Below are 21,886 nucleotides of genomic sequence, written 5' to 3' on the forward strand. Positions count from 1 at the left end.
CCGTTCAGCGGCAGCATCAGCGCAATTTTGTTCGCCGACGCTGGTTTGAAATTCTGCACGTTCACCAACTGGGACGGCAGCATTTTCGCGCCCGGGTTTTGCGGGTAGCGGGTCTGCCAGTCTTTAATGCCCGCTTTCATCATGTTCGCATCGTTGCGGTTATCAAACCACACGCGTTGCAGATCCAGCCAGCCCTGCAGGACGTTTTCATCCGCATTAATGACCAGCGCGTTCGCCTGCTCCTGCGTCATTGAGGAGAGCGTCTGCCAGGTGGCATCAATGTTCTTTTGCTTGTCCTGCGAGGACGCCAGCAGCGGCTGCTGGGCAATCAGCGCACGCAGCAGCGTGATCGACGGTCTTCCTTGCTGCGCAGTGATATTATCCTNNCGCCTGCTGCGCCTCTTCGAGGCTGGAGACATCGATTTTCGCCAGCAGCGCCTGCGCGCCCGCGAAATCTTTCTGCGCCAGTTTCATCTCGATGGCCAGCAACGACTGCTCCTGACGCTGGTCAGCGCTCAGATCCTGCGGCAACTGACCAAACAATTCGCTCGCCTGCTGGCTTTTGCCCTCTTTGAGCAATGCACGAATGGCGAGTAATTGCCAGTTGGTCTTGCTATCATCAGCGCTTTGTTGCATCTGCTGCAGATAGTAACCCGAGTCAGCCTGGGCCGCCCCCTGAAGGTGAGCCGTGCTCTGGTCCGTAGACTGGGTGCCACAGCCGGCGAAAAATAACGCAGCCACAACAAGAGGCAGACAGCGCGCGGCTTTCGAACGAAGAAAAGTAGACGGTACCATACTGTATCCAGTGGTTATTTTTATACGCAATGCTCAATATTAAATCGGCTATACGGACGAAACAATGAAACAACACGATTCCGCAGATAATTCTCACGGTCAGCTCTATATTGTCCCCACGCCCATCGGGAATCTGGCCGATATCACCCAGCGTGCGCTGACCGTGTTGCAGGACGTCGATCTTATCGCCGCAGAAGACACCCGTCACACCGGTTTGCTGTTGCAGCACTTTGCCATCAACGCCCGTTTGTTCGCCCTCCATGACCATAACGAGCAGCAAAAAGCGGAAACGCTGCTGGCGAAACTGCAGGAAGGGCAGAACATCGCGCTGGTTTCCGATGCCGGTACGCCGCTGATTAACGATCCGGGCTATCACCTGGTGCGAACCTGCCGGGAAGCCGGTATTCGCGTAGTGCCGTTGCCGGGGCCGTGCGCCGCGATCGCCGCCCTGAGCGCCGCCGGTCTGCCGTCGGATCGCTTCTGCTATGAAGGTTTTCTGCCTGCCAAATCCAAAGGACGTCGCGACGCGTTGAAAGCGCTGGAAGAAGAGCCGCGCACGCTGATTTTTTATGAGTCCACGCACCGCCTGCTGGAGAGCCTGGAAGATGTCTGCGCAGTGCTTGGCGAATCCCGCTACGTGGTGCTGGCGCGTGAGCTGACCAAAACCTGGGAGTCCATTCACGGCGCGCCCATCGGCGAACTGTTGGCGTGGGTAAAAGAAGACGAAAACCGCCGTAAGGGTGAAATGGTGCTAGTACGCACTGGAGCAGCAGGAGTAATCGCGTATGAGCCGCTATCAGCCACCGTTTACCATTACCAACCAGATGCTCAGTCAGGTGGCTGAGACTGGCGAATTGCTGGGGCATTGGGCCGCGCGTGCTGGCCGGGCCTCGCCGTTATTACGTAAAGAAAACCGCATTCGCACTATCCAGGCTTCCCTGGCGATTGAGCACAACAGCCTTAGTACCGAACAGGTCACCGCCATTATGGAGGGCAAGCGCGTGCTTGCTCCGCTCAAGGATATTCAGGAAGTCAGAAACGCGATCATTGCCTACGAAAAAATGGATGACTGGCAGAGTCATCAGCTGGCAGATCTGCTGGAAGCGCACAAGACCCTCATGATTGGGCTGGTAGACACCCCCGGCGCTCTGCGCAGCGGCAACGTCGGGATTTATCGCGAGAGTCAGCTTATTCATATGGCTCCCCCGGCTTCGCAGGTTCTACGTTTGATGGGCGATTTACTGAACTGGTTGCAGGAAACGGATTTGCACCCGCTGGTGGCAAGCTCTGTTTTTCACTATGAGTTTGAGTTTATTCATCCCTTTGCTGATAGTAACGGGCGCATGGGGCGTCTATGGCAAACGCTGATCTTAAGCGAGTGGCGGCCAGAACTGGCCTGGTTGCCGGTCGAAACACTCATTCACCATCAGCAGGAACGCTATTACCAGGTGTTAGGAGAGTGCGACAAGATCAGCGACAGCACGGCCTTTGTCGAGTTTATGTTGTCGAATATTATCTCCGCGTTAAAAGATGGGATCGATGATCTGTCGGAAGAAGTGTCGGAACAAATGTCGGAGAAAAAAAATCGCTATTTAACCGAACAGGAATCTACCATCCTGAATCTGCTTGCGGATAACCCTTTATTGAGCGCCGCAAAAATAGCCGCGACGCTGGGTGTAGCTTCCCGCACTGTCGAACGCCACCTGAAAGCGCTACAACGCAAAGAAAAACTGCAACGTGTCGGCGCAAATAAAGGTGGCTACTGGCAGATAAAATAAAGGGCATCACCTCGATGCCCTTTATTGTCTTAACAGTCGTACAGCGAACCGTCGTACAGACAGGTGACATCAGGATGCAGCCACAGCAGCGACGCGGGAAGTTCAGTGGTGACCTTTCCTTCGCAAAAGGCGGAAAATGCGCGCTGTTTGCCGTCGCCCGCCACCAGGAATAACACCTCTTTTGCCGCCAGAATATCCCGCAAACCCAGCGTGATGCCGTGCTCAACGGGTAAACCAGCGTGCTTAATCATGTCATGCTGGCGCGTCTGGTTATCAAGCTGCGCGATATGGCATGACGGCTGCAAAAATGCCGCCGGTTCGTTAAGACCAAGATGACCGTTCTTACCAAGGCCCAGCAGGCACAAATCCAGCCCACCGCGGTGCACAATTCTGTCGACGATGCGCACACATTCGCATTCATCCGCCGTTTCACCGTTGAAGGCAATGTACTGCTCATCGGTGATACCGAGCGGTTGAATAATGTGTTGTTGGAGGAAGGCCTCGCAGGTGCCGTCGGCCTCTGCGGGCAATCCAACCCACTCATCCAGCTTGACGAAGGTCAGCTGGCTGACATCCAGCCGCTGCGCCTTCACCGCCTGAACAAACAGCTGATAGGTGAGCAAAGGCGTCGCCCCCGTCGCCAGACAGATAACCGCGTCAGGTTTGCGGCGAACAAGGGCGAGAAGCCTGGCGCAGGCCGCTTCACTCAGCGCGTGGTAATCAGCAAACGAGGCGAAGGCGATGTCTTTCATTTAGAGCACTCCCAGCGCCGAACCCAGAATAGCGAGAACAAACGTCACGGCGATCAGCACAACCGGGTGCGCTTTTTTCACCCGCAGCAGGTAGTACATCAGCAGCGTGTAGCCCATCGGCAGTATGTTCGGGAACACCTTGTCGAAGAAGTCCTGCTGAAGCGCAACGTTGTGGGTGGCGTCGATGGCGAAAGTCGTCACGACGTTAATATGAACATACGACGCGATCAGCCCGCCGATAACCGTAATCCCGAGGATCGTCGCCGAACGGGCAATCATCTGCGAGTTTTCTCGCACCTTGTCGATGGCTTTGATCCCCACCGTATAGCCGACGTGCGTCCAGCCCACGCGCAGGAAGAAGATCGCGAGGTAGACGGCGAAGAACAGAATCGGCCCCAGCAGGTTGCCCTGGCTGGCAAAGGACGAACAGATACCCGCCATGATAGGCAACAGGGTGAACCAGAAAATCGCATCACCGATACCGGCGATCGGACCAAAGAGTGCGACTTTCAACCCTTTGATGGTACTACGGTTTTCGCCTTTCTCTTCCATGGAGATCAGCAGGCCCATCAGGAAGCCCACCAGGTTCGGGTGGGTGTTGATAAACTCCAGGTTATCCTTCATCGCCGCGCTGAGCCCGGCTTTGTCGTTTTTGTAGATTTTTTTCAGCAGCGGCAGCATCGCCCAGGTGAAACCGCCCGCCTGCATACGTTCGTAGTTAAAACTCGCCTGGAGCAATGAGGAGCGAAACCCTAAGCGAGTGATATCTTTTTTACTGATTTCAGATCCCATTGCTGTAGTCCTCTTCGTCATTTTTAGCGGCAACAGGCTGAGCCTGCGCACTTTCTTTCGCTTTGGCTTTCGCGTTGAAGTATTCGTACACCGCGAAACCCGCCCCTAACACGGCGACAGGCAGCAGGTTGCTGACCTGGATGTAGCAAACAAACAGGAAACCGGCGATGAAGTAAGGGATGTACTGTGCTTTAAACATCACACGCAGCAACAGACCAAAACCAACCGCTGGCAGAATGCCGCCCGCGACTTCAAACCCGTGCGTCAGCCAGGCTGGCATCGATTTCACCAGCGCCTGCATGGCACCCTGTGCGAGATAGGTACAAAGGAAAGCAATGATGGAATACGAAAACGCGACAATCAGCGTCGTCGTCCAGTTCAGACGCGCAAAGGCGGCGGTGTTAGCCTCTTTGGCGCATCTGTCGGCTTTGTTCATGAACAGCGAGAACGCCGAGTAGAAGAACAGAATGACGTACTGCATTAACAGGCTGAAGGGGAGGCCTAAGCCGATCGCCGTTTTTGCATCGACGCCGGTAGACCAGGCAATGACGGTAGTCATTACCCCCGCCATAATCGGGTTAGGTGGCTGAACCCCGCCCGCAGGGGTTAACCCTGCGAAAGCCAGTTCGGTCAGACCCCCGGTAATTAAACCGATGTGAATATCACCCAGAATCGCACCCGTGAGGGTACAAACGATAATGGGACGGAAAAGAAAAAGTGCTTCCAGCCAGAAATCGATCCCTAGAACAAATACAAGAGCGGCAAGCGATATGCCTTGAATAAGCGTAATTTCATGCATTTTATTGCCTCGTGTCGTTATATTGCCTGAAAATTTATCGAGACAGCGTTGTTAGTCAGGAATGCCCTCTTTAGCATCACCAGGGACGTCCTGAATAAACACATTTACCCCGTTGCTTTTAATAAAGCGCAGGTCATTCAGATCGCTTTCGTCGACATAGACTTTGCTGCTAATCTGTTTTTTACCTTCCGAAAAGTGCATATTCCCCACGTTCACATCTTTCAGCGGCACCCCCCCTTCCAGCAGTTTTCTGACGGTGGCTGGCGTGCGGCAAATAAGAAAAATCTTCTGATGTGGCGCGGCCTTAGCGATGACGTTGGTCGTTTTTTCAATGCTGAAGAAGCGGATGCCGAAGCCGTAATTTTCGGCGGTAAAGCTCATCAGTTTCTGCTGCATTTCATCTTTCGCCACGTCATCATCCACAACCACAACCAGGTTTGCGCCAATGGCGGTTGTCCAGGTCACACCGACCTGACCATGAACCAGACGATTATCAATACGTGTTAATAATATATTTGGACTGCTCATATCATGAATTCCTGTAATAACGTGAATATCGTTTATGCCCATCCTCTATGAGAGTTTAGAAAACATCGTCCTGATTCATTTTCTTGCTGATAACAGACAGCATCTGTTATTTTTCACATTGATTGCATCAGGCTGTCTGATGCAATCAAATTCTGTGTTAGTTCTATATTTTTTTATAATGTTGTGACGCTGTCCGCGGTCAGCTTATTCATCGAGCCACAAACGGTAATTTTGTTTCTGACCACCTCTTTCATGGCTTCCATACNTTAACTTTGCAGACCCCAAGCTCGATGGCGCGACGGACAAATTCGTCCGGCACATCGCTCGCACCGTGAAGCACCAGCGGCACATCGACCACCGCGCGAATTTTTTCCAGCCGCGCAAAATCAATCTTCGGCCGTTTGGTGTACAAACCGTGCGCGGTACCGATGGCGACGGCCAGGCTGTCCACGCCGGTCTCTTCGACAAAGCGGCGGGCGTCCTGCGGATCGGTGAGGAACGCGCTCTCTTCGTCAACGTCCATATCATCTTCAACGCCGCCAAGACGGCCCAGTTCGGCTTCCACGCTGCAGTCATGGCGATGGCAAAAATCCACCACCGATTTCACCAGTTTCACGTTTTCATCAAACGGGAAATGGCTAACGTCGNNTGATGATCGAGGTGCAGCGCCAGCGGCATGTCAAAGCTGGCAGAGTAGGCTTCACAGAGCGCAAAAATCTCTTCAAACGCGATGTGTTTATAGGTGCCCGGCGTCCCGGCGAGGATCACCGGGGAACGCATTTCGTAGCAGACTTCAAGGATCGCCTGGATGGTTTCGGCGTTATGAATGTTGAAAGCCGGGACGGCATAGCCTTTCGCCTGCGCATCCTGAAGAAGATACTTCGTTGAAATAATACCCATTTTTTCAATCCTCTCAGGCAACCCATGGATGAATAACGACGCCCTGAACCACACGGTTCACCGTTCCGCTGGCGGAAGGGGTATCAGGCGTATTGCCGATCCTGATGGATTCTGTCAGGGCAAAGACCTGGGCGTACATCAGGAAACAGAAAACCTGTTCGACGTCGATAAAGGTGCGTGCAGGTGGCAGCGTAATGTGCGGACCATCCTGGATGACGGCGTCGGTGTCAGCGGCAATCGCTACCACCTGCATCGCCTGTCCGTCGCGGCGCAGCTCGGCCAGCAGGTCGAGATCGTACTGGCGGGTGTACGGATGGCTTGAGACCAGCACGATCACCAGTGTTTCTTTGTCGACCAGCGATTTCGGCCCGTGACGGAACCCGGTCGGCGAGTCATAAAACGCCGCCAGCTTACCGGCTGTCAGTTCCAGCACTTTCAGCGCAGATTCCCGCGCCACACCCTGCAGACCGCCGCTGCCGAGATACACGATGCGTTTCCACGGCTGTTGACCAAACACGCCGCGGCTGAAATCGCCCAGCGAGTCGAGGATCGCCTGGCTGCGATCGGCAACGTCTTTGAAGGTGCGGCTGTTAATGATTTCCGGCGCGAATACTGCGAGGCAGCTGGCCATCATGGTGGTGATGCTGCTGGTCATCGCGAAACCGCGATCGTGCGTTTCCGCAGGCATCAGCAGGGCAAAGGCGTTATCGCTGTGCTGTGCGTTCTGGTAGAGGCTGCCTGCTTCGTTACAGGTAATCATCAGATGGTAGCTTTCCGGCACGAACTGATTCGCCAGATCCACCGCCGCTACGCTCTCCGGGCTGTTCCCGGAGCGGGCGAACGACACCAGCAGCAGTGGCTTATCCGCTTTGAAATAGTCCATCGGGTTGGTGACCAGATCGGTCGTTGGAACGGCGCTAAAGTTTTTCCCGGTGTGGCGCGACAGCCACGGCGTAATAATATCGCCAATAAATGCCGAGGTTCCCGCGCCGGTGAGGACAATTTGCAGATCGTCTTTGCGCAGCAGCGGCGTCAGGAAGTTGTCGATCGCCCGACGAATGCTGTCGATATGGGCGAGCGAACGGATCCAGGCGACGGGCTGTTGGCGGATCTCTTTTTCAGTCCAGGTTCCGGTGTTCGCGAGAGAAGGCGTGTTGGTATCAGGCATAACTCAATCCTTAGTCGGGTGAAAGCTGAAGACGAATCGGCACCTGCCATTTACTTTCGTTTCGTTTCACTTAATTGCAGAATCTACTAATTGAAATCTACAAAAAAGAAAACGAAAGTTCAATGTGTGAAAAGAAAATAAAACGAAAAATGTGATCGCAGAGGGGGCTATGAAAGGTTTCATTTTGATAAATAAACGTTTTTATTTTGCCCGGGGTGGATCGTTTTTCCGTGAAAGAAAGGAAAAAAAAGCCCGCAATGGAGACGTTGCAGGCTAAAGTGACACACACTGAAAGGGCTATAGGGGAATAGCCAGGCCTTGAACCCAGGTTTGCTGCACATGCAGCGCATTGTTGAGCGCAATCAGGCTGGCGCGCTTGCCGGGACGGATCGATCCCAGTAGCTCGCCAACGCCAAGCAGTTTTGCCGGGTGCAGCGACGCCATTGCAATGGCCGCTTCCGGGCTGACGCCCACCTTCTGCACCATGTTTTGTACCGCGACATCCAGGGAGAGGGTGCTTCCGGCAAGTCCGCCAGAAGCGGTGCGCACAATGCCGTCGTGCATCTCCACGTCGTAGCCGCAAATGTCGTAACGCCCGTCTGGCATGCCTGCCGCGCGCATGGCGTCGGTGATTAAAATAATCCGATCCCCGGCACAGTGGGCGCAGAGCTGCATCGCCGCAGGATGGACATGATGACCATCGGCGATAAGCTCAAGCCGGGCGCGGTTGTCGGTCAGCCCTGCGCCGACCATGCCCGGCTCGCGGTGATGTAACCCCGTCATGCCGTTAAAACAGTGCACTAACCCATCGGCACCCGCATCGAATGCGGCGAGGGTCTGCGCCCAGGTCGCGGCGCTGTGCCCGAGCATCACCCGAACGCCACGCTGCTTAAGGTGCTTGATGGCCTCCAGCGCCCCTGGTTTTTCCGGTGCCAGCGCTACCACGCGCAAAGACCCCTGCGAGAGCGCAATCAGCGTATCCAGCTCGGCAATGTCCAGTTCGCGGAATAATTCCGGCGGATGGGCGCCTTTGTTCTGCGGCGTGAAGTAAGGACCTTCAAGATAGCTTCCCAGAATTTGCGCGCCCGGCCCGCCGCGCTGGCAGCGTTCCGCGATGCGTGTCAGCGCGGCATGAATGGCGTCCAGCGGTGCGGTGACGGTGGTGGGGCACCAGGCACCCACCCCTTCACGCGCTTTATGCATCGCCAGCACATCCAGCGTCTGCGGCGCGTCATCCATGACATCAACACCTGCGCCGCCGTGGACGTGGATGTCGATATACGCCGGACAGAGCAACTCAGCGTCACGCGCGTTGACGCCAGCCGGGATCGGCGCAATCTCAGTGATTACGCCGTCCTCGATGTGGAGTTGATGATCGTCAAGCCAACCCTGTTCGCTCAGCAGCCGTCTGGCGCGTAGCACAAGGCTCATATGCCTCCCTCGTCAGGCGTTTCCTCACGGCTACGGCTCAGTTCATCGGCCAGGCTGGTAAGGCCGCGATGGCCGCTTTCNNATACGAAACTCTTCAGCGCTCAGCTCGTCGCGCTCCAGCGCCATTTCCAGCAGCAACTGCAGGTTGGTCCCTGTGATCACTTCACAACCCGTTCTTTGCATCGCCAGCGTAGACGCGACGCGGAACGGGGTACCGCCAAGCAGATCGGTCAGGAAAACAATCTCTTCATTCGGATCGAGATCGCCCATTGCGCCTTCCAGCTGCGACGTCAGCAACGCCGTACTGGAGGTTTCCGGAAAATCAACGGCGATGAATTGCGGCTGACTGCCGAGGATTTGCTTCATGGCCTTTTCCAGACCGCTGGCAAACCCGCCGTGACCGCAAAGAATAATGCCTATCATCATGACTCCTTTTCACTTACAGGAAGTGGGCAAACTTACCGACAATACCCAGTATGACGGTGATAACAATAAGACGCAGTGGGCTCCATCCACGACGCACCAGCGCGTACATGGTCAGCGTATACACCAACGGCAGAAACGCCGGCATCAGCTTATCGATAACGTCCGTCTGCAGTTTGACGACGGCATCACCGGCGGTAATTTCCAGCGTTGTGTTCAGCCGTACGTAGGTGGCGACCAGCGCGCCAATCACCGTCATCCCGACGATAGACGCAGCATGCCCCACTTTTTTGGTGTTTGCTTTGATCAACGGTATCGCCGCGACACCCATGCGGTACGCGTAATGCGCCAGACCAAAACGCAGACCCAGATGCACCACGTTGAACAGCAGCAGGAAAATCACCGCGCCGAGAATCGAGCCCTGCAACGCCAGGCTTGCGCCAATACCGCCGCAAATCGGCAGCAGCGTCNCGGTGCGCCGACGGCGATTTTGGTGTTCTGAATACTGTTCACATCCTGCTTGGAGCGTTCCATCGCCAGGATAATGCCGATCACGAAGGTGACGAGGAACGGATGGGTGTTAAAGAACCCCATGTGGCCTTTCATCGCCCGGGCGAGATCGCGCTTGTTAGTATGGATTTTTTTCAGCGCGGGCAGCAGGCCGTACAGCCAGCCGGAGGCCTGCATACGTTCATAGTTAAAGGACGCCTGGAGTAGCATCGAACGCCATGCCACCCGGTTAATATCTTTTTTGGTCAGTTCTTCACCGATGGACTGATCTTCATAGATATTTTCGTTTACGCCAGCCAGCAGCGTCTCGTCCTGAGCGGAGGCGCCTGGCAGGGTGGTTTGATTAGATGCCATCTTCAAATTCCTCTTTCTGTGGCTGAGACACTTTAGGTTCCGGGTCTTTACGCAGGAGATCGATCAGCGCCATCGCCAGCGCGGCGGCGGCAATCGCCAGCACCGGCAGTTTCAACCAGGCGGCGGCGACAAAACCGACGATGAAGTACGGGATGTAGACGTTCTTCATCATGATTTTCAGCAGCACGGCAAAACCGATGGCGGGCATGATGCCCCCGGCGACGCCGAGACCGTCAATCAGACGCTGCGGCAGCACATCAATGGCGGCTTTGGCATGTTCCGCACCGAAGTAGATGGGCAGGAACGCACAGAGAAAATAGAAGATACCGAGCGCCAGCAGCGCCAGATAGTTTACGCGCTCGATCCCACGGGTATCGGCATTGGCGGCCATGCGGTCGCAGCGTGACATCACCCCGGACATCACCGAGAACAGGAAGGTGATCCCCATTTGTACGGCCACTGCGAACGGTACGGCGACGCCAACGGCCACTTCAGGTTTAACGCCGGTGGTGATGGCAAAGGTGGTACCGACGATGGTACCGATAATGACGTTAGGCGGTTGCGCCCCGGCCAGCGGCGCAAGGCCCATCCATACCAGTTCCAGCGTACCGCCTGTCAAAATACCGGTATGCAGATCGCCCAGGATCAGACCCACCAGCGGACCTAACACCACCGGACGGTGCATGTGCGTTAAGCCGTTGAACATGTCCAGTCCAGCGATAAAGGCGAGTATGCCCAGAGAAAAAGCCTGTAACAGACTGATTTCCATCGCGAATCCCTCAGAGAAGTTTAAAAATATCTACAGCGGGTTCTGTCGGAACGCCCTGCACAAAGCACTCCACACCGGCAGCCTTCAGGCCGTTCAGCGCGGCAATGTCTGTGGCGTCGACAGAAACCGTTTTAGCAATTTGTTGCTTGCCATTGGCGTAATGCATGTTGCCGACGTTGATCCGTGTGATCGGCACGCCACCCTTAACCAGCGTGAGGAAATCCGCAGGTGTCTTGCAGACCAGCAGGATCTTCTGGCGATCGGCGGCGCGGTGAATGTTGTCGATCACTTTCTGCAGCGTCCAGAAACGGACGGCGATCCCCTCAGCCAGTACCATTTCCATCAAGTTTTGCTGAACAGGATCTTCCGCAACCTCGTCGTTGGCGACTAACACCAGGTTTGCGCCAGCAAATCCAACCCATTGCACGCCCACCTGACCGTGAATCAAACGCTCATCAATACGGCTTAAGACGATGTTTGGCATTGCGTTTCCCTCTTCGTTGTTATGCGTTATGACGGCGCTGACAGGCGTCGTGGTACTGACGCAGGATGTCCTGAATGTGATCGATAATGAGTTCCCGCGGCGTGGCCTTCAGCGTGCCTTCGCGCACTTTGGCGTACTGTAAGGGCAGATACTGGCTAATCAGCGGCAGCGGAATAGGATCATCGGCCAGGTTGCGCACCAGGCTATCAAAGGCGTTATCGATTTGTTTGTCCGGCCAGTAGTAACGAACGCGGTCGGAATAGCTGTAGCCCCGCGCCAGACGGCGGGCGTTGCCGTCGCCGTGGTAGTGGCTTTGCCAGTATTCGGGACGATCGAGCATCACGTTTTCCAGCACGTGGCGTAAGCCGGAGCAGGCTTTTGCCGGTAACAGCTCTTCTTCCACGGCAGCCAGCGAGAACAGCGCTTCACGCAGCGCAAAGGTCAGCGCCGGGCCGACTTTCAGAATGGCGAAGTGATCCACCACCAGCTCGCGCAGCGCGTGCGGCGTCTGGTAATCCGTAGAGTGCGCTTCGAAGATCAGCGTGTCGTACGCTTCCACCATTTTGCTCAGCGCAACGGCTTTCTGTGGCTGGTAATCAATAACGTTGGTATGGTCAAATTCGACGCCCGGTTGCACTACCAGCGCGATGATGCGCGGCCAGATGTCGCTCAGACCCTGCGCGGCGAAGGCGTCCTGATGAGCCTGTAACGTGTCCTGTGCCGCTTTCGGCGTTGTCACGGCCAGTTCAGTCAGCGTTTCGTGGGCACCGCCAGGGACGGGCACTTCGGTGCCGATCACATACACGAGGTCGGACTCGCCAAAATGTTCGCGGCAGGTGTCTTCGGCGATTTTCGCCAGCCGGGCGGCGCGTGCGGCGACGATAGCATCTGTTAACGGAATCGGGTCGTCGGCGCAGGACATGCTGCAATCGAGGTGGATTTTCTTAAAGCCTGCAGCGACGTAGCTTTTGATCAAATCGTCCGCATGGGCCATCGCCTCAGCGGAAGGCAATGTCTGCCAGCGGTTAGGCCCGAGATGGTCACCGCCAAGGATCAGCATGGACTGGGGGAAATGAAGCTGGTCGGCCAGGCGGCAGACGAAATCGCGAAAATCGGCGGGGGGCATGNAAGCGTATTGCGGATTCCAGCACCAAAGGATGTGCTGAACAAACGGCATAAATGCCATTTGCGTTACCGCGTTTGTGCTGTTCCACCATGTCGGTTAGATGTTTCACTTTCCTCTCCATTTAGGATGGGTTCGGCATTTATCTTTCGTTTTGTTTCATTTAATACTGCGTCAGCGATCCATAAAAATAAAACGAAAGATACTGATTTTCCGATCTGTTTCACAAAAGAAACATAATGAAAGCTTTCAGCACGGCGGAAATCCCTCTGAAACCGCATTTCAGGGCTTGCATTCCTTCAAAGGAAAGGAGTTAATAGGCAAAACGAAATGAAACGAAAGATACGAACCAAGGATCATTTATGAGCAGCACCGATTCTTCCGCAGATAAGCGAATCACCGGGACCAGTGAAAGGCGCGAACAGATCATCCAGCGATTGCGGCAGCAAGGAAGCGTTCAGGTGAACGATCTTTCTGCGCTGTTCGGCGTATCGACGGTGACGATCCGTAACGATCTGGCGTTTTTGGAAAGGCAAGGCATTGCGGTTCGCGCGTACGGTGGCGCGCTGATTTGTGACAGCACGACGTCGGGTATTGAACCGTCCGTTGAGGATAAAAGCTCGCTGAATACGGCACTCAAACGCCGTATCGCCAGCGCCGCGGCGGAGCTGATCCAGCCGGGGCATCGGGTGATCCTTGACTCCGGGACCACCACCTATGAACTCGCCCGCATCATGCGCCATCATCAGAACGTCATCGCCATGACTAACGGCATGAACGTCGCGACGGCGCTGCTGGAGGCGGAAGGGGTGGAGCTGTTAATGACCGGCGGGCATCTGCGCCGGCAGTCGCTCTCTTTCTATGGCGACCAGGCGGAGCAGTCGTTGCTTAATTATCACTTCGACATGCTGTTTCTTGGCGTCGACGCCATTGATATTGAGCGCGGCGTGAGCACCCATAACGAAGATGAAGCGCGGTTGAACCGCCGTATGTGCGAAGTGGCCGATCGGATCATTGTGATCACCGACTCCAGCAAGTTCAACCGTTCCAGTCTGCATAAGATCATCGATACGCAACGCATCGACATGGTCATCACTGACGATGGCGTTCCGGCGGAAAGCCTGAAAGAGTTACAGCGGGTGGGCATCGAAGTGGTGTTGGTGCGGGAGTAATCAAAGCAGGCCGGGTAAGCGAAGCGCCACCCGGCAATGCATAGTGATCAGGTCACTGGCGCCGGGTTAAACACCGCCAGTTGGTTGTGCAGGCCCCACTGATCCGAAAAGGTTTTCTTGCGGCCACTTGCCACGTCGAGAATAAAGTGGAACAGCTTCCAGCCCACATCCTCAATGGTTTCTTCGCCGGTAGCGATGGTGCCAGCATTAATGTCCATCAAATCATACCAGCGGTTTGCCAGTTCGGTGCGCGTCGCCATTTTGATGACGGGCACCGCCATCAGGCCGTAAGGCGTGCCGCGACCGGTAGTGAATACCTGAACGGTGATCCCTGACGCCACCTGCTGAGTACCGCAGACGAAGTCGCTGGCCGGTGTGGCGGCATAAATCAGGCCGCGTTTTGTCGGGCGCTGCCCTGGAGACAGTACTTCAACGATGGCGCTTTTGCCGGATTTCGCGATAGAGCCCAGCGCTTTTTCCACCACGTTCGCCAGCCCGCCTTTTTTGTTGCCGGGTGAGGGGTTGGCGCTGCGGTCGGTTTGCCCCATATCGAGATAGTTATCGTACCAGGCCATCTCTTCGAGCAGGCGTTTGCCGACCTCTTCGTTAACGGCGCGCGGCGTCAGCAGATGGATGGCATCGCGCACTTCGGTGACTTCTGAGAACATCACCGTGGCGCCACAGCGAACCAGCAGATCGGAGGCATAACCCACCGCCGGGTTGGCGGTGACGCCGGAAAACGCGTCGCTGCCGCCACACTGCATTCCCACCACCAGTTCTGAGGCCGGGCAGGGTTCGCGCTGGCGCTGGNTGGCGTTCCGCGACCTGCAGAATGTCGGTGACCATTGACTGAAATCCGACGTGCTGTTCATCCTGCAAACGCACAATGCTGGCGTCATCCACGGGAATGGGCTGAACGTCTTCTGTACCCTGCAACAGGCGTTCCGGCTGCAGCTTTTCACACCCCAGGCCAATCACCATCACTTCGCCACCAAAATTGGGATTGAGCGCGATGTTATGGATGGTGCGAATCGGCACCACCGCCGCAGGCGCGTTGATGGCGACGCCGCAGCCGTACAGGTGATTCAGGCCGACGACGCCGTCCACGTTCGGGTATTTTGGCAGTAAATCGCGCTCGATGATTTTCACCACGTAATCCACGACGCCCGCCACGCAGTGCACGCTGGTGGTAATGCCGAGCAGGTTTTTGGTCCCCACGCTGCCATCGGCATTGCGATAGCCTTCAAATGTGAAGCCTTCCAGCGGCGGCAGCGGTTCCGGCACGCGGGTCGCCAGCGGAAGGGTGTTCAGCGGCGGCGCTTTCGGCAGTTCGACCAGCGATTCGTCAATCCAGCTGCCTTGCGCGATGGCACGAACGGCATAGCCAATGATTTCACCGTAGCGAACGATTTCACCGTGCTGGGGAATATCGACAAGGGCGACTTTATGCCCTTGTGGAATATGTTCAATCAATTCCAGACCATCTGAAAACCGGGTGCCTGCTTTCAGACCATTGTCATTGACAATAATTGCCACATTATCGGTGTCATGTACTTTTATATAAAACGCTGTGGGTGGCGTTTGTCGAATTTCAATATCAGCCATTGTCCAGTATTCTCCAGCGAAGCGGTAGATAATATAATGTCTAAAAATAACGGCTCTGTATTTTTAAAATAAGAATGTCAGGAGTTGAAGGCTAATAGTGTGATCTCGATCACCTATTATTGTGACGCCATGCCCCACAAGGCGGGCAATCACTGGATCTGTGGAACAGCGCCCACGGGTGTGTGCAGTTGCCATAAATCGCGTTCTGAATAGATGTGTTTATTGTGTACATGCACAATGTGTATCGGTGGAACGCTGATTATACTGAATCACGATTTAATGGTTTTGTTTTACACGTAGATATTACCTGCTATCGATAAATAATCTGCAAAGCCGCACCCTGGTAATACATAAATAATAAAAAGGTGTGTTGTACCCGAGGATAAATAAATGATGCTTGATACAGAAATAGATTCTAAAAAAGGCATGCCGACCCGTTATCTCATATTGCTGATTATCTTTATTGTGACGGCGGTTAACTATGCGGATCGCGCCACCCTGTCGATTGCCGGTACGGACGTGGCGAAAGAATTACAGCTCAGCGCGGTTTCAATGGGTTACATCTTTTCCGCGTTTGGCTGGGCGTATCTGCTGATGCAGATCCCCGGCGGCTGGCTGCTGGATAAATTTGGTTCGAAAAAGGTTTACACCTGGAGCCTCTTTTTCTGGTCGCTGTTCACCTTCCTGCAGGGCTTTGTGGATATGTTCCCGCTGGCGTGGGCTGCTATCTCCATGTTCTGCATGCGCTTTATGCTTGGTTTTTCCGAAGCGCCGTCGTTCCCGGCCAACGCCCGTATTGTTGCGGCCTGGTTCCCGACCAAAGAGCGCGGTACTGCCTCAGCGATTTTTAACTCAGCACAATATTTTTCCCTCGCCATCTTCTCACCGTTGCTGGGCTGGCTGACCTTTGCCTGGGGCTGGGAACATGTCTTTACCGTCATGGGCGTGATTGGTTTTGTGCTGACCGCGTTGTGGGTGAAGTTTATCCATAACCCGACCGAACACCCGCGGATGTCCGAAAACGAGCTGAAATTCATCTCTGAAGGCGGCGCCGTGGTGGATATGGACCACAAAAAACCGGGCACCAGCGCGGCAAAAGGGCCGAAGCTGGACTACATTCGCCAGTTGCTGACCAATCGCATGATGCTGGGCGTGTTCTTCGGCCAGTACTTTATCAACACCATTACCTGGTTCTTCCTCACCTGGTTCCCGATTTACCTGGTGCAGGAAAAGGGCATGTCGATTCTCAAAGTGGGCTTTGTCGCCTCCATCCCGGCGCTGTGCGGTTTTGCCGGTGGCGTGTTGGGCGGCGTGTTCTCGGATTACCTGCTTAAGCGCGGCGCTTCCCTGACCCTGGCCCGTAAGCTGCCGATTGTGCTGGGAATGCTGTTGGCATCAACGATTATTCTGTGTAACTACACCGATAATACCACGCTGGTAGTGACCCTGATGGCGCTGGCTTTTTTCGGTAAAGGCTTTGGCGCGCTGGGCTGGCCGGTGATTTCCGATACCGCGCCGAAAGAGATTGTCGGTCTGTGCGGCGGCGTGTTTAACGTATTTGGTAATGTCGCGTCTATCGTCACGCCGCTGGTGATTGGCTATCTGGTGAGTGAACTGCACTCGTTCAACATGGCGCTGGTCTTCGTCGGCTGTTCTGCCCTGATGGCGATGGTCTGCTACCTGTTCGTGGTGGGCGACATTAAACGTATGGAATTGCAGGAATAAGCAAAAGGTACAGATGATGAATAACGATATCTTCCCGAACAAATTCAAAGCGGCGCTGGCGGCACAGCAGGTACAGATTGGCTGCTGGTCTGCGCTGGCGAACCCCATCAGCACCGAGGTGCTGGGCCTGGCGGGCTTTGACTGGCTGGTTCTGGATGGCGAGCACGCCCCTAACGATGTCACTACTTTTATTCCGCAGCTGATGGCGCTGAAAGGCAGCAGCAGCGCGCCGGTGGTCCGCGTACCGACCAACGAACCGGTGATTATCAAGCGTTTACTGGATATCGGTTTCTATAACTTCCTGATCCCGTTTGTGGAAACCGAAGAAGAAGCGGTGCGTGCTGTGGCATCGACCCGCTATCCGCCGGAAGGTATCCGCGGCGTGTCTGTCTCCCACCGCGCCAACATGTTTGGCACCGTGGCGGACTACTTCGCACAGTCAAACCGCAACATCACGGTGCTGGTACAGATTGAAAGCCAGACCGGCGTCGACAATGTTGACGCCATCGCGGCCACGCCAGGCGTAGACGGTATTTTCGTTGGTCCGAGCGATTTAGCCGCAGCGTTAGGCCATCTCGGCAACGCCTCACACCCGGACGTGCAGAAGTGCATTCAGCACATTTTCGCGCGTGCCAAAGCGCACGGGAAACCGTCCGGCATTCTGGCGCCGGTTGATGCCGACGCGCGCCGTTATCTGGAATGGGGCGCCACCTTTGTGGCCGTGGGCAGTGATTTAGGTGTGTTCCGCTCCGCGACGCAAAAGTTGGCAGATGCCTTCAAAAAATAACCACCGACAGAACAGAGAGAGACAGTTATGACGACGAAAGTGGGTTTTATTGGCCTTGGTATCATGGGAAAACCCATGAGCAAAAACCTCCTGAAAGCAGGTTACTCGCTGGTGGTCTCCGACCGTAATGCCGACGCTATCGCAGACGTGATTGCCGCCGGGGCGGAAACCGCCGCCACGCCAAAAGCCATTGCTGAACAGTGTGATGTGATCATCACTATGCTGCCGAACTCCCCGCACGTGAAAGAGGTTGCGCTGGGTGAAAACGGCATCATCGACGGCGCGCGCCCGGGCACTGTACTGATCGACATGAGTTCCATCGCGCCGCTGGCGAGCCGTGAAATCAGCGAAGCATTGAAAGCAAAAGGCGTGGAGATGCTCGATGCGCCGGTCAGCGGCGNTTTTTGATAAGTATTACGACCTGATGAAAGCGATGGCCGGTTCGGTTGTGCATACCGGCGATATCGGCGCGGGCAACGTCACCAAACTGGCAAACCAGGTCATCGTGGCGCTGAACATCGCGGCGATGTCGGAAGCGCTGAGCCTCGCCACAAAAGCAGGCGTTAATCCGGATCTGGTTTATCAGGCTATTCGCGGCGGACTGGCAGGCAGCACCGTGCTGGATGCAAAAGCGCCGATGGTGATGGATCGCAACTTCAAGCCGGGCTTCCGTATCGATCTGCATATTAAAGATCTGTCGAATGCGCTGGACACTTCACACGGTGTGGGCGCACAGCTGCCGCTGACCGCCGCCGTCATGGAAATGATGCAGGCGCTGCGTGCCGATGGTCTGGGCACTGCCGACCACAGCGCGCTGGCGTGCTACTACGAAAAACTGGCTAAAGTGGAAATCACTCGCTAACCGCGACAGGCCCGGTAAGGCAGCATTTACCGGGCCAGCAGCCAGGTCGGAACAGTGAAACGCCTTCTGGCGTTGTGTGGTAACAGGCTACTCACTATGAAAATCGTCATCGCCCCAGACTCGTATAAAGAAAGCCTTTCTGCCACTGAGGTAGCGCAGGCAATAGAAAAAGGATTTCGGGAAATCTTTCCTGATGCACAGTATGTCAAAGTGCCGGTCGCCGATGGAGGGGAAGGCACCGTCGAGGCGATGATAGCCGCCACGCAGGGGTCTGAAATGACCGCGCGCGTCACCGGCCCGCTGGGTGAACCGGTGGATGCCGTATGGGGCATTTCCGGCGACGGGCATACCGCGTTTATTGAAATGGCCGCCGCCAGCGGACTGGCGCTGGTGCCACCCGCACAGCGTAACCCGCTGCTCACCACGTCGCGCGGTACCGGCGAACTGATTTTGCAGGCGCTGGATCACGGCGCGCAAAATATCATTATCGGCATTGGCGGCAGCGCCACCAATGACGGTGGTGCCGGCATGATGCAGGCGCTCGGCGCGTCGCTGTGTGATGCCAACGGCACGGCGATCGGTTTCGGCGGCGGTTGTCTGATGAGCCTGAACGCGATCGATATTTCCCAGTTAGATCCGCGTCTGAAAAACTGTTCGATCCGCGTGGCCTGCGATGTGACCAACCCGCTGACTGGCGAGAGTGGCGCGTCACGGATCTTCGGGCCGCAGAAAGGTGCGTCCGAAGCGATGATTGCCGAACTGGATCGCAACCTGGAGCATTACGCGGAAGTGATCAAAAAGTCGTTGCGCATTGATGTGAAAGCAGTCCCCGGTGCCGGTGCGGCGGGCGGCATGGGCGCGGCGCTGATGGCATTTTTAGGCGCCGAGCTGCGCAGCGGCATTGATTGCGGGCAGCCTGACGCGCGATGTGGGCGTGGTGCATCAGCACGGCATCGACGCAGTATTCAGCGTCTTAACCAGCATCAGCACGCTGGAGGAGGCGTTCCGTGGGGCGTTTGATAACATTTATCGCGCGTCGCGAAACATCGCCGCCACGCTGCGCGTCGGGATGATGACGGAAGGGTGACATTGGCGCGTAAACCCTCTATACTACGCGCCGAAGCTGACCAGACAGTCGCCGCTGTGTCGTTGTCCTTTCGGGGAGACGGGTGCAGGGGAGGAAAGTCCGGGCTCCATAGGGCAGGGTGCCAGGTAACGCCTGGGGGGCGCAAGCCCACGACCAGTGCAACAGAGAGCAAACCGCCGATGGCCCGCGCAAGCGGGATCAGGTAAGGGTGAAAGGGTGCGGTAAGAGCGCACCGCGCGGCTGGCAACAGTTCGCGGCACGGTAAACTCCACCCGGAGCAAGGCCAAATAGGGGTTCACAAGGTACGGCCCGTACTGAACCCGGGTAGGCTGCTTGAGCCAGTGAGCGATTGCTGGCCTAGATGAATGACTGTCCACGACAGAACCCGGCTTACCGGTCAGCTTCGAACATTTGAGAACCCCGCTTCGGCGGGGTTTTTCATTTCCCCTTCGGACAATTTATCGCATTTGCGACAAACTCCACAAATCTGCCGTAAACCCAATATTTTGCAGATTCTTATTCTGCAAGCTGGCGAAGGCACCCTGGTAAACGCCTGAAAATGGCAAAAAAACCGGTGTTGCATACTTGTTTGCGTTGTTTCGTTTTTGTTGGGTGAATTCATTGGCAAATGCTAATGATCTATTAACTTGAATGTATATTTAACAATTTTATGTGACCTGCGCCGAATTTAATCGGCAAGGCTGTCATAATTTCTTAGATTATTTTATAAATTAAAAAATAAATGTATGAGGAACCGCTTAGGAATTATACGATAATCGATTGAAATATGGTCTTGTTTCCCTCGCGCAAATATAGTTTCAGAGGTGACCGTTATTGCCATAAAATAAAGTTATTCCCGCGATTTTTATTGATAAAAGTCAGGCAAAAGTCATTTTAAAAATAATTCAACATATTGATATTTAACTGTTTAATCTCTTTTTTAAACGGTGGGTAAACATGCGTTCCGGCAAATTGTGAGTGATCGCACATACCCGTGCCTGCTTTATTTAATAGAATTCCGGCCGAAATATGAAATATAGGAAGAGTGACATGGATAATGTTCTTCTGCCAAAGACACAACACCTTGTTGTTTTTCAGGAAGTCATTAGAAGCGGCTCAATTGGCTCGGCGGCCAAACAGCTTGGGCTGACTCAACCTGCGGTCAGTAAGATCATTAACGACATCGAATCCAACTTCGGTATCGAGCTGATGGTCCGTAAAAATACCGGCGTAACGCTGACCAGTGCCGGACAGGTGTTGCTGACGTACTCGGAGTCTATTACCCGAGAGATGAAGAACATGGTGAGCGAAATGAACAGCCTCAGCTGCAGCAGCGTGGTTGACGTGTCGTTTGGCTATCCGTCACTCATTGGTTTTACGTTTTTATCCAGCATGATGAAAACGTTTAAAGAGGTATTCCCGAAAGCGCAGGTTTCGATGTATGAAGCCCAGCTGTCGTCCTTCCTGCCCGCGCTGCGCGACGGGCGGCTGGATTTCGCTATCGGGACGTTAAGTGAAGATATGCAGTTGCAGGATCTTCACGTCGAGTCGCTGTTTGAATCGGAGTTTGCCGTGGTCGCCAGTCAGTCCCGAACGTGCACCGGAACCACCTCACTGGAGTCGTTGAAAAACGAACAGTGGGTCTTGCCGGACACCAATATGGGATACTACAAAGAACTGCTCACCACCCTCCAAAGCCATCACATCAGCACCGACAACATAGTAAAAACCGATTCCGTCGTCACTATCTATAACCTGGTTCTGAATGCCAATTTCCTGACGGTGATCCCGTGCGATATGACCGCACCATTTGGATCGAATCAGTTTATTACTTTACCTGTTGAAGACGAATTACCGGTAGCACGCTATGCAGCAATATGGTCAAAGAATTATCGCATTAAAAAATCAGCATCAGTATTAGTGGAACTGGCAAAACAATATTCATCGCAGGACTGCACAAGGCGAAGGCGATTTGCAGAAAGCATTTAATTAATTTTATTTAAAACAACACTACCCGGAGATTTCTATCGAATCTCCGACGA

At 54.8% G+C, this 21,886-nt stretch carries 13 protein-coding genes, 1 other RNA gene and 9 pseudogenes; 9 read left to right on the forward strand and 14 right to left on the reverse strand.

Annotated features, from left to right (window positions below; all coding sequences use genetic code 11):
• Window positions 1-795: pseudogene (locus GM30_RS03625) on the reverse strand (penicillin-binding protein activator); the annotation flags it as partial.
• A 64-nt stretch (window positions 796-859) separates the two neighbouring features.
• Between GM30_RS03625 and rsmI the strand changes: the two are divergent.
• Both rsmI and GM30_RS03635 read left to right on the forward strand, forming a co-directional pair.
• Window positions 860-1,561 (forward strand): annotated as a pseudogene (rsmI, locus tag GM30_RS03630) (16S rRNA (cytidine(1402)-2'-O)-methyltransferase); the annotation flags it as partial.
• 19 nt (window positions 1,562-1,580) lie between these two features.
• The gene (locus GM30_RS03635; RefSeq protein WP_049847528.1) at window positions 1,581-2,573 is read left to right on the forward strand and encodes a Fic family protein; all 993 of its coding nucleotides are present in this window, start codon (window positions 1,581-1,583) and stop codon (window positions 2,571-2,573) included.
• 29 nt (window positions 2,574-2,602) lie between these two features.
• Here GM30_RS03635 and GM30_RS03640 read toward each other — a convergent pair whose 3' ends face one another.
• From GM30_RS03640 to kbaZ, 12 genes and pseudogenes are all read right to left on the reverse strand, one after another.
• Entirely contained in the window at window positions 2,603-3,325 is a 723-nt protein-coding gene (locus GM30_RS03640; protein WP_049847529.1) for a galactosamine-6-phosphate isomerase, read from the reverse strand.
• Entirely contained in the window at window positions 3,326-4,117 is a 792-nt protein-coding gene (gene agaD / locus GM30_RS03645) for a PTS galactosamine transporter subunit IID (RefSeq protein WP_049847530.1), read from the reverse strand.
• Window positions 4,107-4,916 (reverse strand): PTS galactosamine transporter subunit IIC, encoded by an 810-nt coding sequence (agaC, locus tag GM30_RS03650; protein WP_049847531.1) that lies wholly within the window; start codon window positions 4,914-4,916, stop codon window positions 4,107-4,109. The genes agaD and agaC overlap by 11 nt, the downstream gene beginning before the upstream one ends.
• 51 nt (window positions 4,917-4,967) lie before the next feature.
• Entirely contained in the window at window positions 4,968-5,444 is a 477-nt protein-coding gene (gene agaB / locus GM30_RS03655) for a PTS galactosamine transporter subunit IIB (RefSeq protein WP_049847532.1), read from the reverse strand.
• Window positions 5,445-5,617: 173 nt separating this feature from the next.
• Window positions 5,618-6,344, reverse strand: a pseudogene (locus GM30_RS03660) (ketose-bisphosphate aldolase).
• A gap of 13 nt (window positions 6,345-6,357) precedes the next feature.
• The gene (locus tag GM30_RS03665) at window positions 6,358-7,512 is read right to left on the reverse strand and encodes an SIS domain-containing protein (RefSeq protein WP_049847533.1); all 1,155 of its coding nucleotides are present in this window, start codon (window positions 7,510-7,512) and stop codon (window positions 6,358-6,360) included.
• 297 nt (window positions 7,513-7,809) lie between these two features.
• On the reverse strand, window positions 7,810-8,943 hold the full coding sequence (gene nagA, locus GM30_RS03670) for an N-acetylglucosamine-6-phosphate deacetylase (protein ID WP_049847534.1): 1,134 nt from the start codon (window positions 8,941-8,943) through the stop codon (window positions 7,810-7,812).
• Window positions 8,940-9,366: pseudogene (gene agaF / locus GM30_RS03675) on the reverse strand (PTS galactosamine/N-acetylgalactosamine transporter subunit IIA). The gene nagA and the pseudogene agaF overlap by 4 nt, the downstream one beginning before the upstream one ends.
• 16 nt (window positions 9,367-9,382) lie before the next feature.
• A pseudogene (gene agaE, locus GM30_RS03680) lies at window positions 9,383-10,230 on the reverse strand (PTS N-acetylgalactosamine transporter subunit IID).
• A complete protein-coding gene (gene agaW / locus GM30_RS03685; RefSeq protein ID WP_049847535.1) occupies window positions 10,220-10,999 on the reverse strand; it encodes a PTS N-acetylgalactosamine transporter subunit IIC in 780 nt (259 codons plus the stop codon). The pseudogene agaE and the gene agaW overlap by 11 nt, the downstream one beginning before the upstream one ends.
• Before the next feature lie 10 nt (window positions 11,000-11,009).
• Window positions 11,010-11,483, reverse strand: a complete 474-nt coding sequence (agaV, locus tag GM30_RS03690) for a PTS N-acetylgalactosamine transporter subunit IIB (protein ID WP_049847536.1) — start codon at window positions 11,481-11,483, stop codon at window positions 11,010-11,012.
• A 19-nt stretch (window positions 11,484-11,502) separates the two neighbouring features.
• Window positions 11,503-12,730, reverse strand: a pseudogene (gene kbaZ, locus GM30_RS03695) (tagatose-bisphosphate aldolase subunit KbaZ).
• A 238-nt stretch (window positions 12,731-12,968) separates the two neighbouring features.
• Between kbaZ and GM30_RS03700 the strand changes: the two are divergent.
• Window positions 12,969-13,778 (forward strand): DeoR family transcriptional regulator, encoded by an 810-nt coding sequence (locus tag GM30_RS03700; RefSeq protein ID WP_049847537.1) that lies wholly within the window; start codon window positions 12,969-12,971, stop codon window positions 13,776-13,778.
• Window positions 13,779-13,825: 47 nt separating this feature from the next.
• Here GM30_RS03700 and garD read toward each other — a convergent pair.
• Window positions 13,826-15,383, reverse strand: a pseudogene (gene garD / locus GM30_RS03705) (galactarate dehydratase).
• 390 nt (window positions 15,384-15,773) lie between these two features.
• On the opposite strand from garD, the gene GM30_RS03710 reads away from it, so the two are divergent.
• The 6 genes and pseudogenes from GM30_RS03710 to tdcA all read left to right on the forward strand — a co-directional run bounded on the left by GM30_RS03710 (window position 15,774) and on the right by tdcA (window position 21,833).
• On the forward strand, window positions 15,774-17,108 hold the full coding sequence (locus GM30_RS03710; RefSeq protein WP_049847538.1) for an MFS transporter: 1,335 nt from the start codon (window positions 15,774-15,776) through the stop codon (window positions 17,106-17,108).
• A 16-nt stretch (window positions 17,109-17,124) separates the two neighbouring features.
• A complete protein-coding gene (gene garL, locus GM30_RS03715) occupies window positions 17,125-17,895 on the forward strand; it encodes a 2-dehydro-3-deoxyglucarate aldolase (protein ID WP_049847544.1) in 771 nt (256 codons plus the stop codon).
• A gap of 27 nt (window positions 17,896-17,922) precedes the next feature.
• Window positions 17,923-18,757: pseudogene (locus tag GM30_RS03720) on the forward strand (2-hydroxy-3-oxopropionate reductase).
• A gap of 96 nt (window positions 18,758-18,853) precedes the next feature.
• A pseudogene (locus tag GM30_RS03725) lies at window positions 18,854-19,844 on the forward strand (glycerate kinase).
• A 32-nt stretch (window positions 19,845-19,876) separates the two neighbouring features.
• Window positions 19,877-20,253, forward strand: an RNA gene (gene rnpB / locus GM30_RS03770) — RNase P RNA component class A.
• Between the two features lie 641 nt (window positions 20,254-20,894).
• Entirely contained in the window at window positions 20,895-21,833 is a 939-nt protein-coding gene (gene tdcA, locus GM30_RS03730) for a transcriptional regulator TdcA (RefSeq protein ID WP_049847539.1), read from the forward strand.
• Window positions 21,834-21,886 lie beyond the last annotated feature (53 nt).

It is taken from the genome of Trabulsiella odontotermitis, from assembly GCF_001188485.1.
GTDB classification, from domain to species: domain Bacteria; phylum Pseudomonadota; class Gammaproteobacteria; order Enterobacterales; family Enterobacteriaceae; genus Trabulsiella; species Trabulsiella odontotermitis_A.

Excerpts from the sequence above, each read along its gene's own strand:
- nagA (WP_049847534.1), bottom strand. The coding sequence starts at position 8,943 with ATGAGCCTTGTGCTACGCGCCAGACGGCTGCTGAGCGAACAGGGTTGG.
- GM30_RS03665 (WP_049847533.1), bottom strand. The coding sequence starts at position 7,512 with ATGCCTGATACCAACACGCCTTCTCTCGCGAACACCGGAACCTGGACT.
- agaV (WP_049847536.1), bottom strand. The coding sequence starts at position 11,483 with ATGCCAAACATCGTCTTAAGCCGTATTGATGAGCGTTTGATTCACGGT.
- garL (WP_049847544.1), top strand. The coding sequence starts at position 17,125 with ATGAATAACGATATCTTCCCGAACAAATTCAAAGCGGCGCTGGCGGCA.
- agaC (WP_049847531.1), bottom strand. The coding sequence starts at position 4,916 with ATGCATGAAATTACGCTTATTCAAGGCATATCGCTTGCCGCTCTTGTA.
- agaW (WP_049847535.1), bottom strand. The coding sequence starts at position 10,999 with ATGGAAATCAGTCTGTTACAGGCTTTTTCTCTGGGCATACTCGCCTTT.
- tdcA (WP_049847539.1), top strand. The coding sequence starts at position 20,895 with ATGGATAATGTTCTTCTGCCAAAGACACAACACCTTGTTGTTTTTCAG.
- GM30_RS03635 (WP_049847528.1), top strand. The coding sequence starts at position 1,581 with ATGAGCCGCTATCAGCCACCGTTTACCATTACCAACCAGATGCTCAGT.
- GM30_RS03700 (WP_049847537.1), top strand. The coding sequence starts at position 12,969 with ATGAGCAGCACCGATTCTTCCGCAGATAAGCGAATCACCGGGACCAGT.
- GM30_RS03640 (WP_049847529.1), bottom strand. The coding sequence starts at position 3,325 with ATGAAAGACATCGCCTTCGCCTCGTTTGCTGATTACCACGCGCTGAGT.
- agaB (WP_049847532.1), bottom strand. The coding sequence starts at position 5,444 with ATGAGCAGTCCAAATATATTATTAACACGTATTGATAATCGTCTGGTT.
- GM30_RS03710 (WP_049847538.1), top strand. The coding sequence starts at position 15,774 with ATGATGCTTGATACAGAAATAGATTCTAAAAAAGGCATGCCGACCCGT.
- agaD (WP_049847530.1), bottom strand. The coding sequence starts at position 4,117 with ATGGGATCTGAAATCAGTAAAAAAGATATCACTCGCTTAGGGTTTCGC.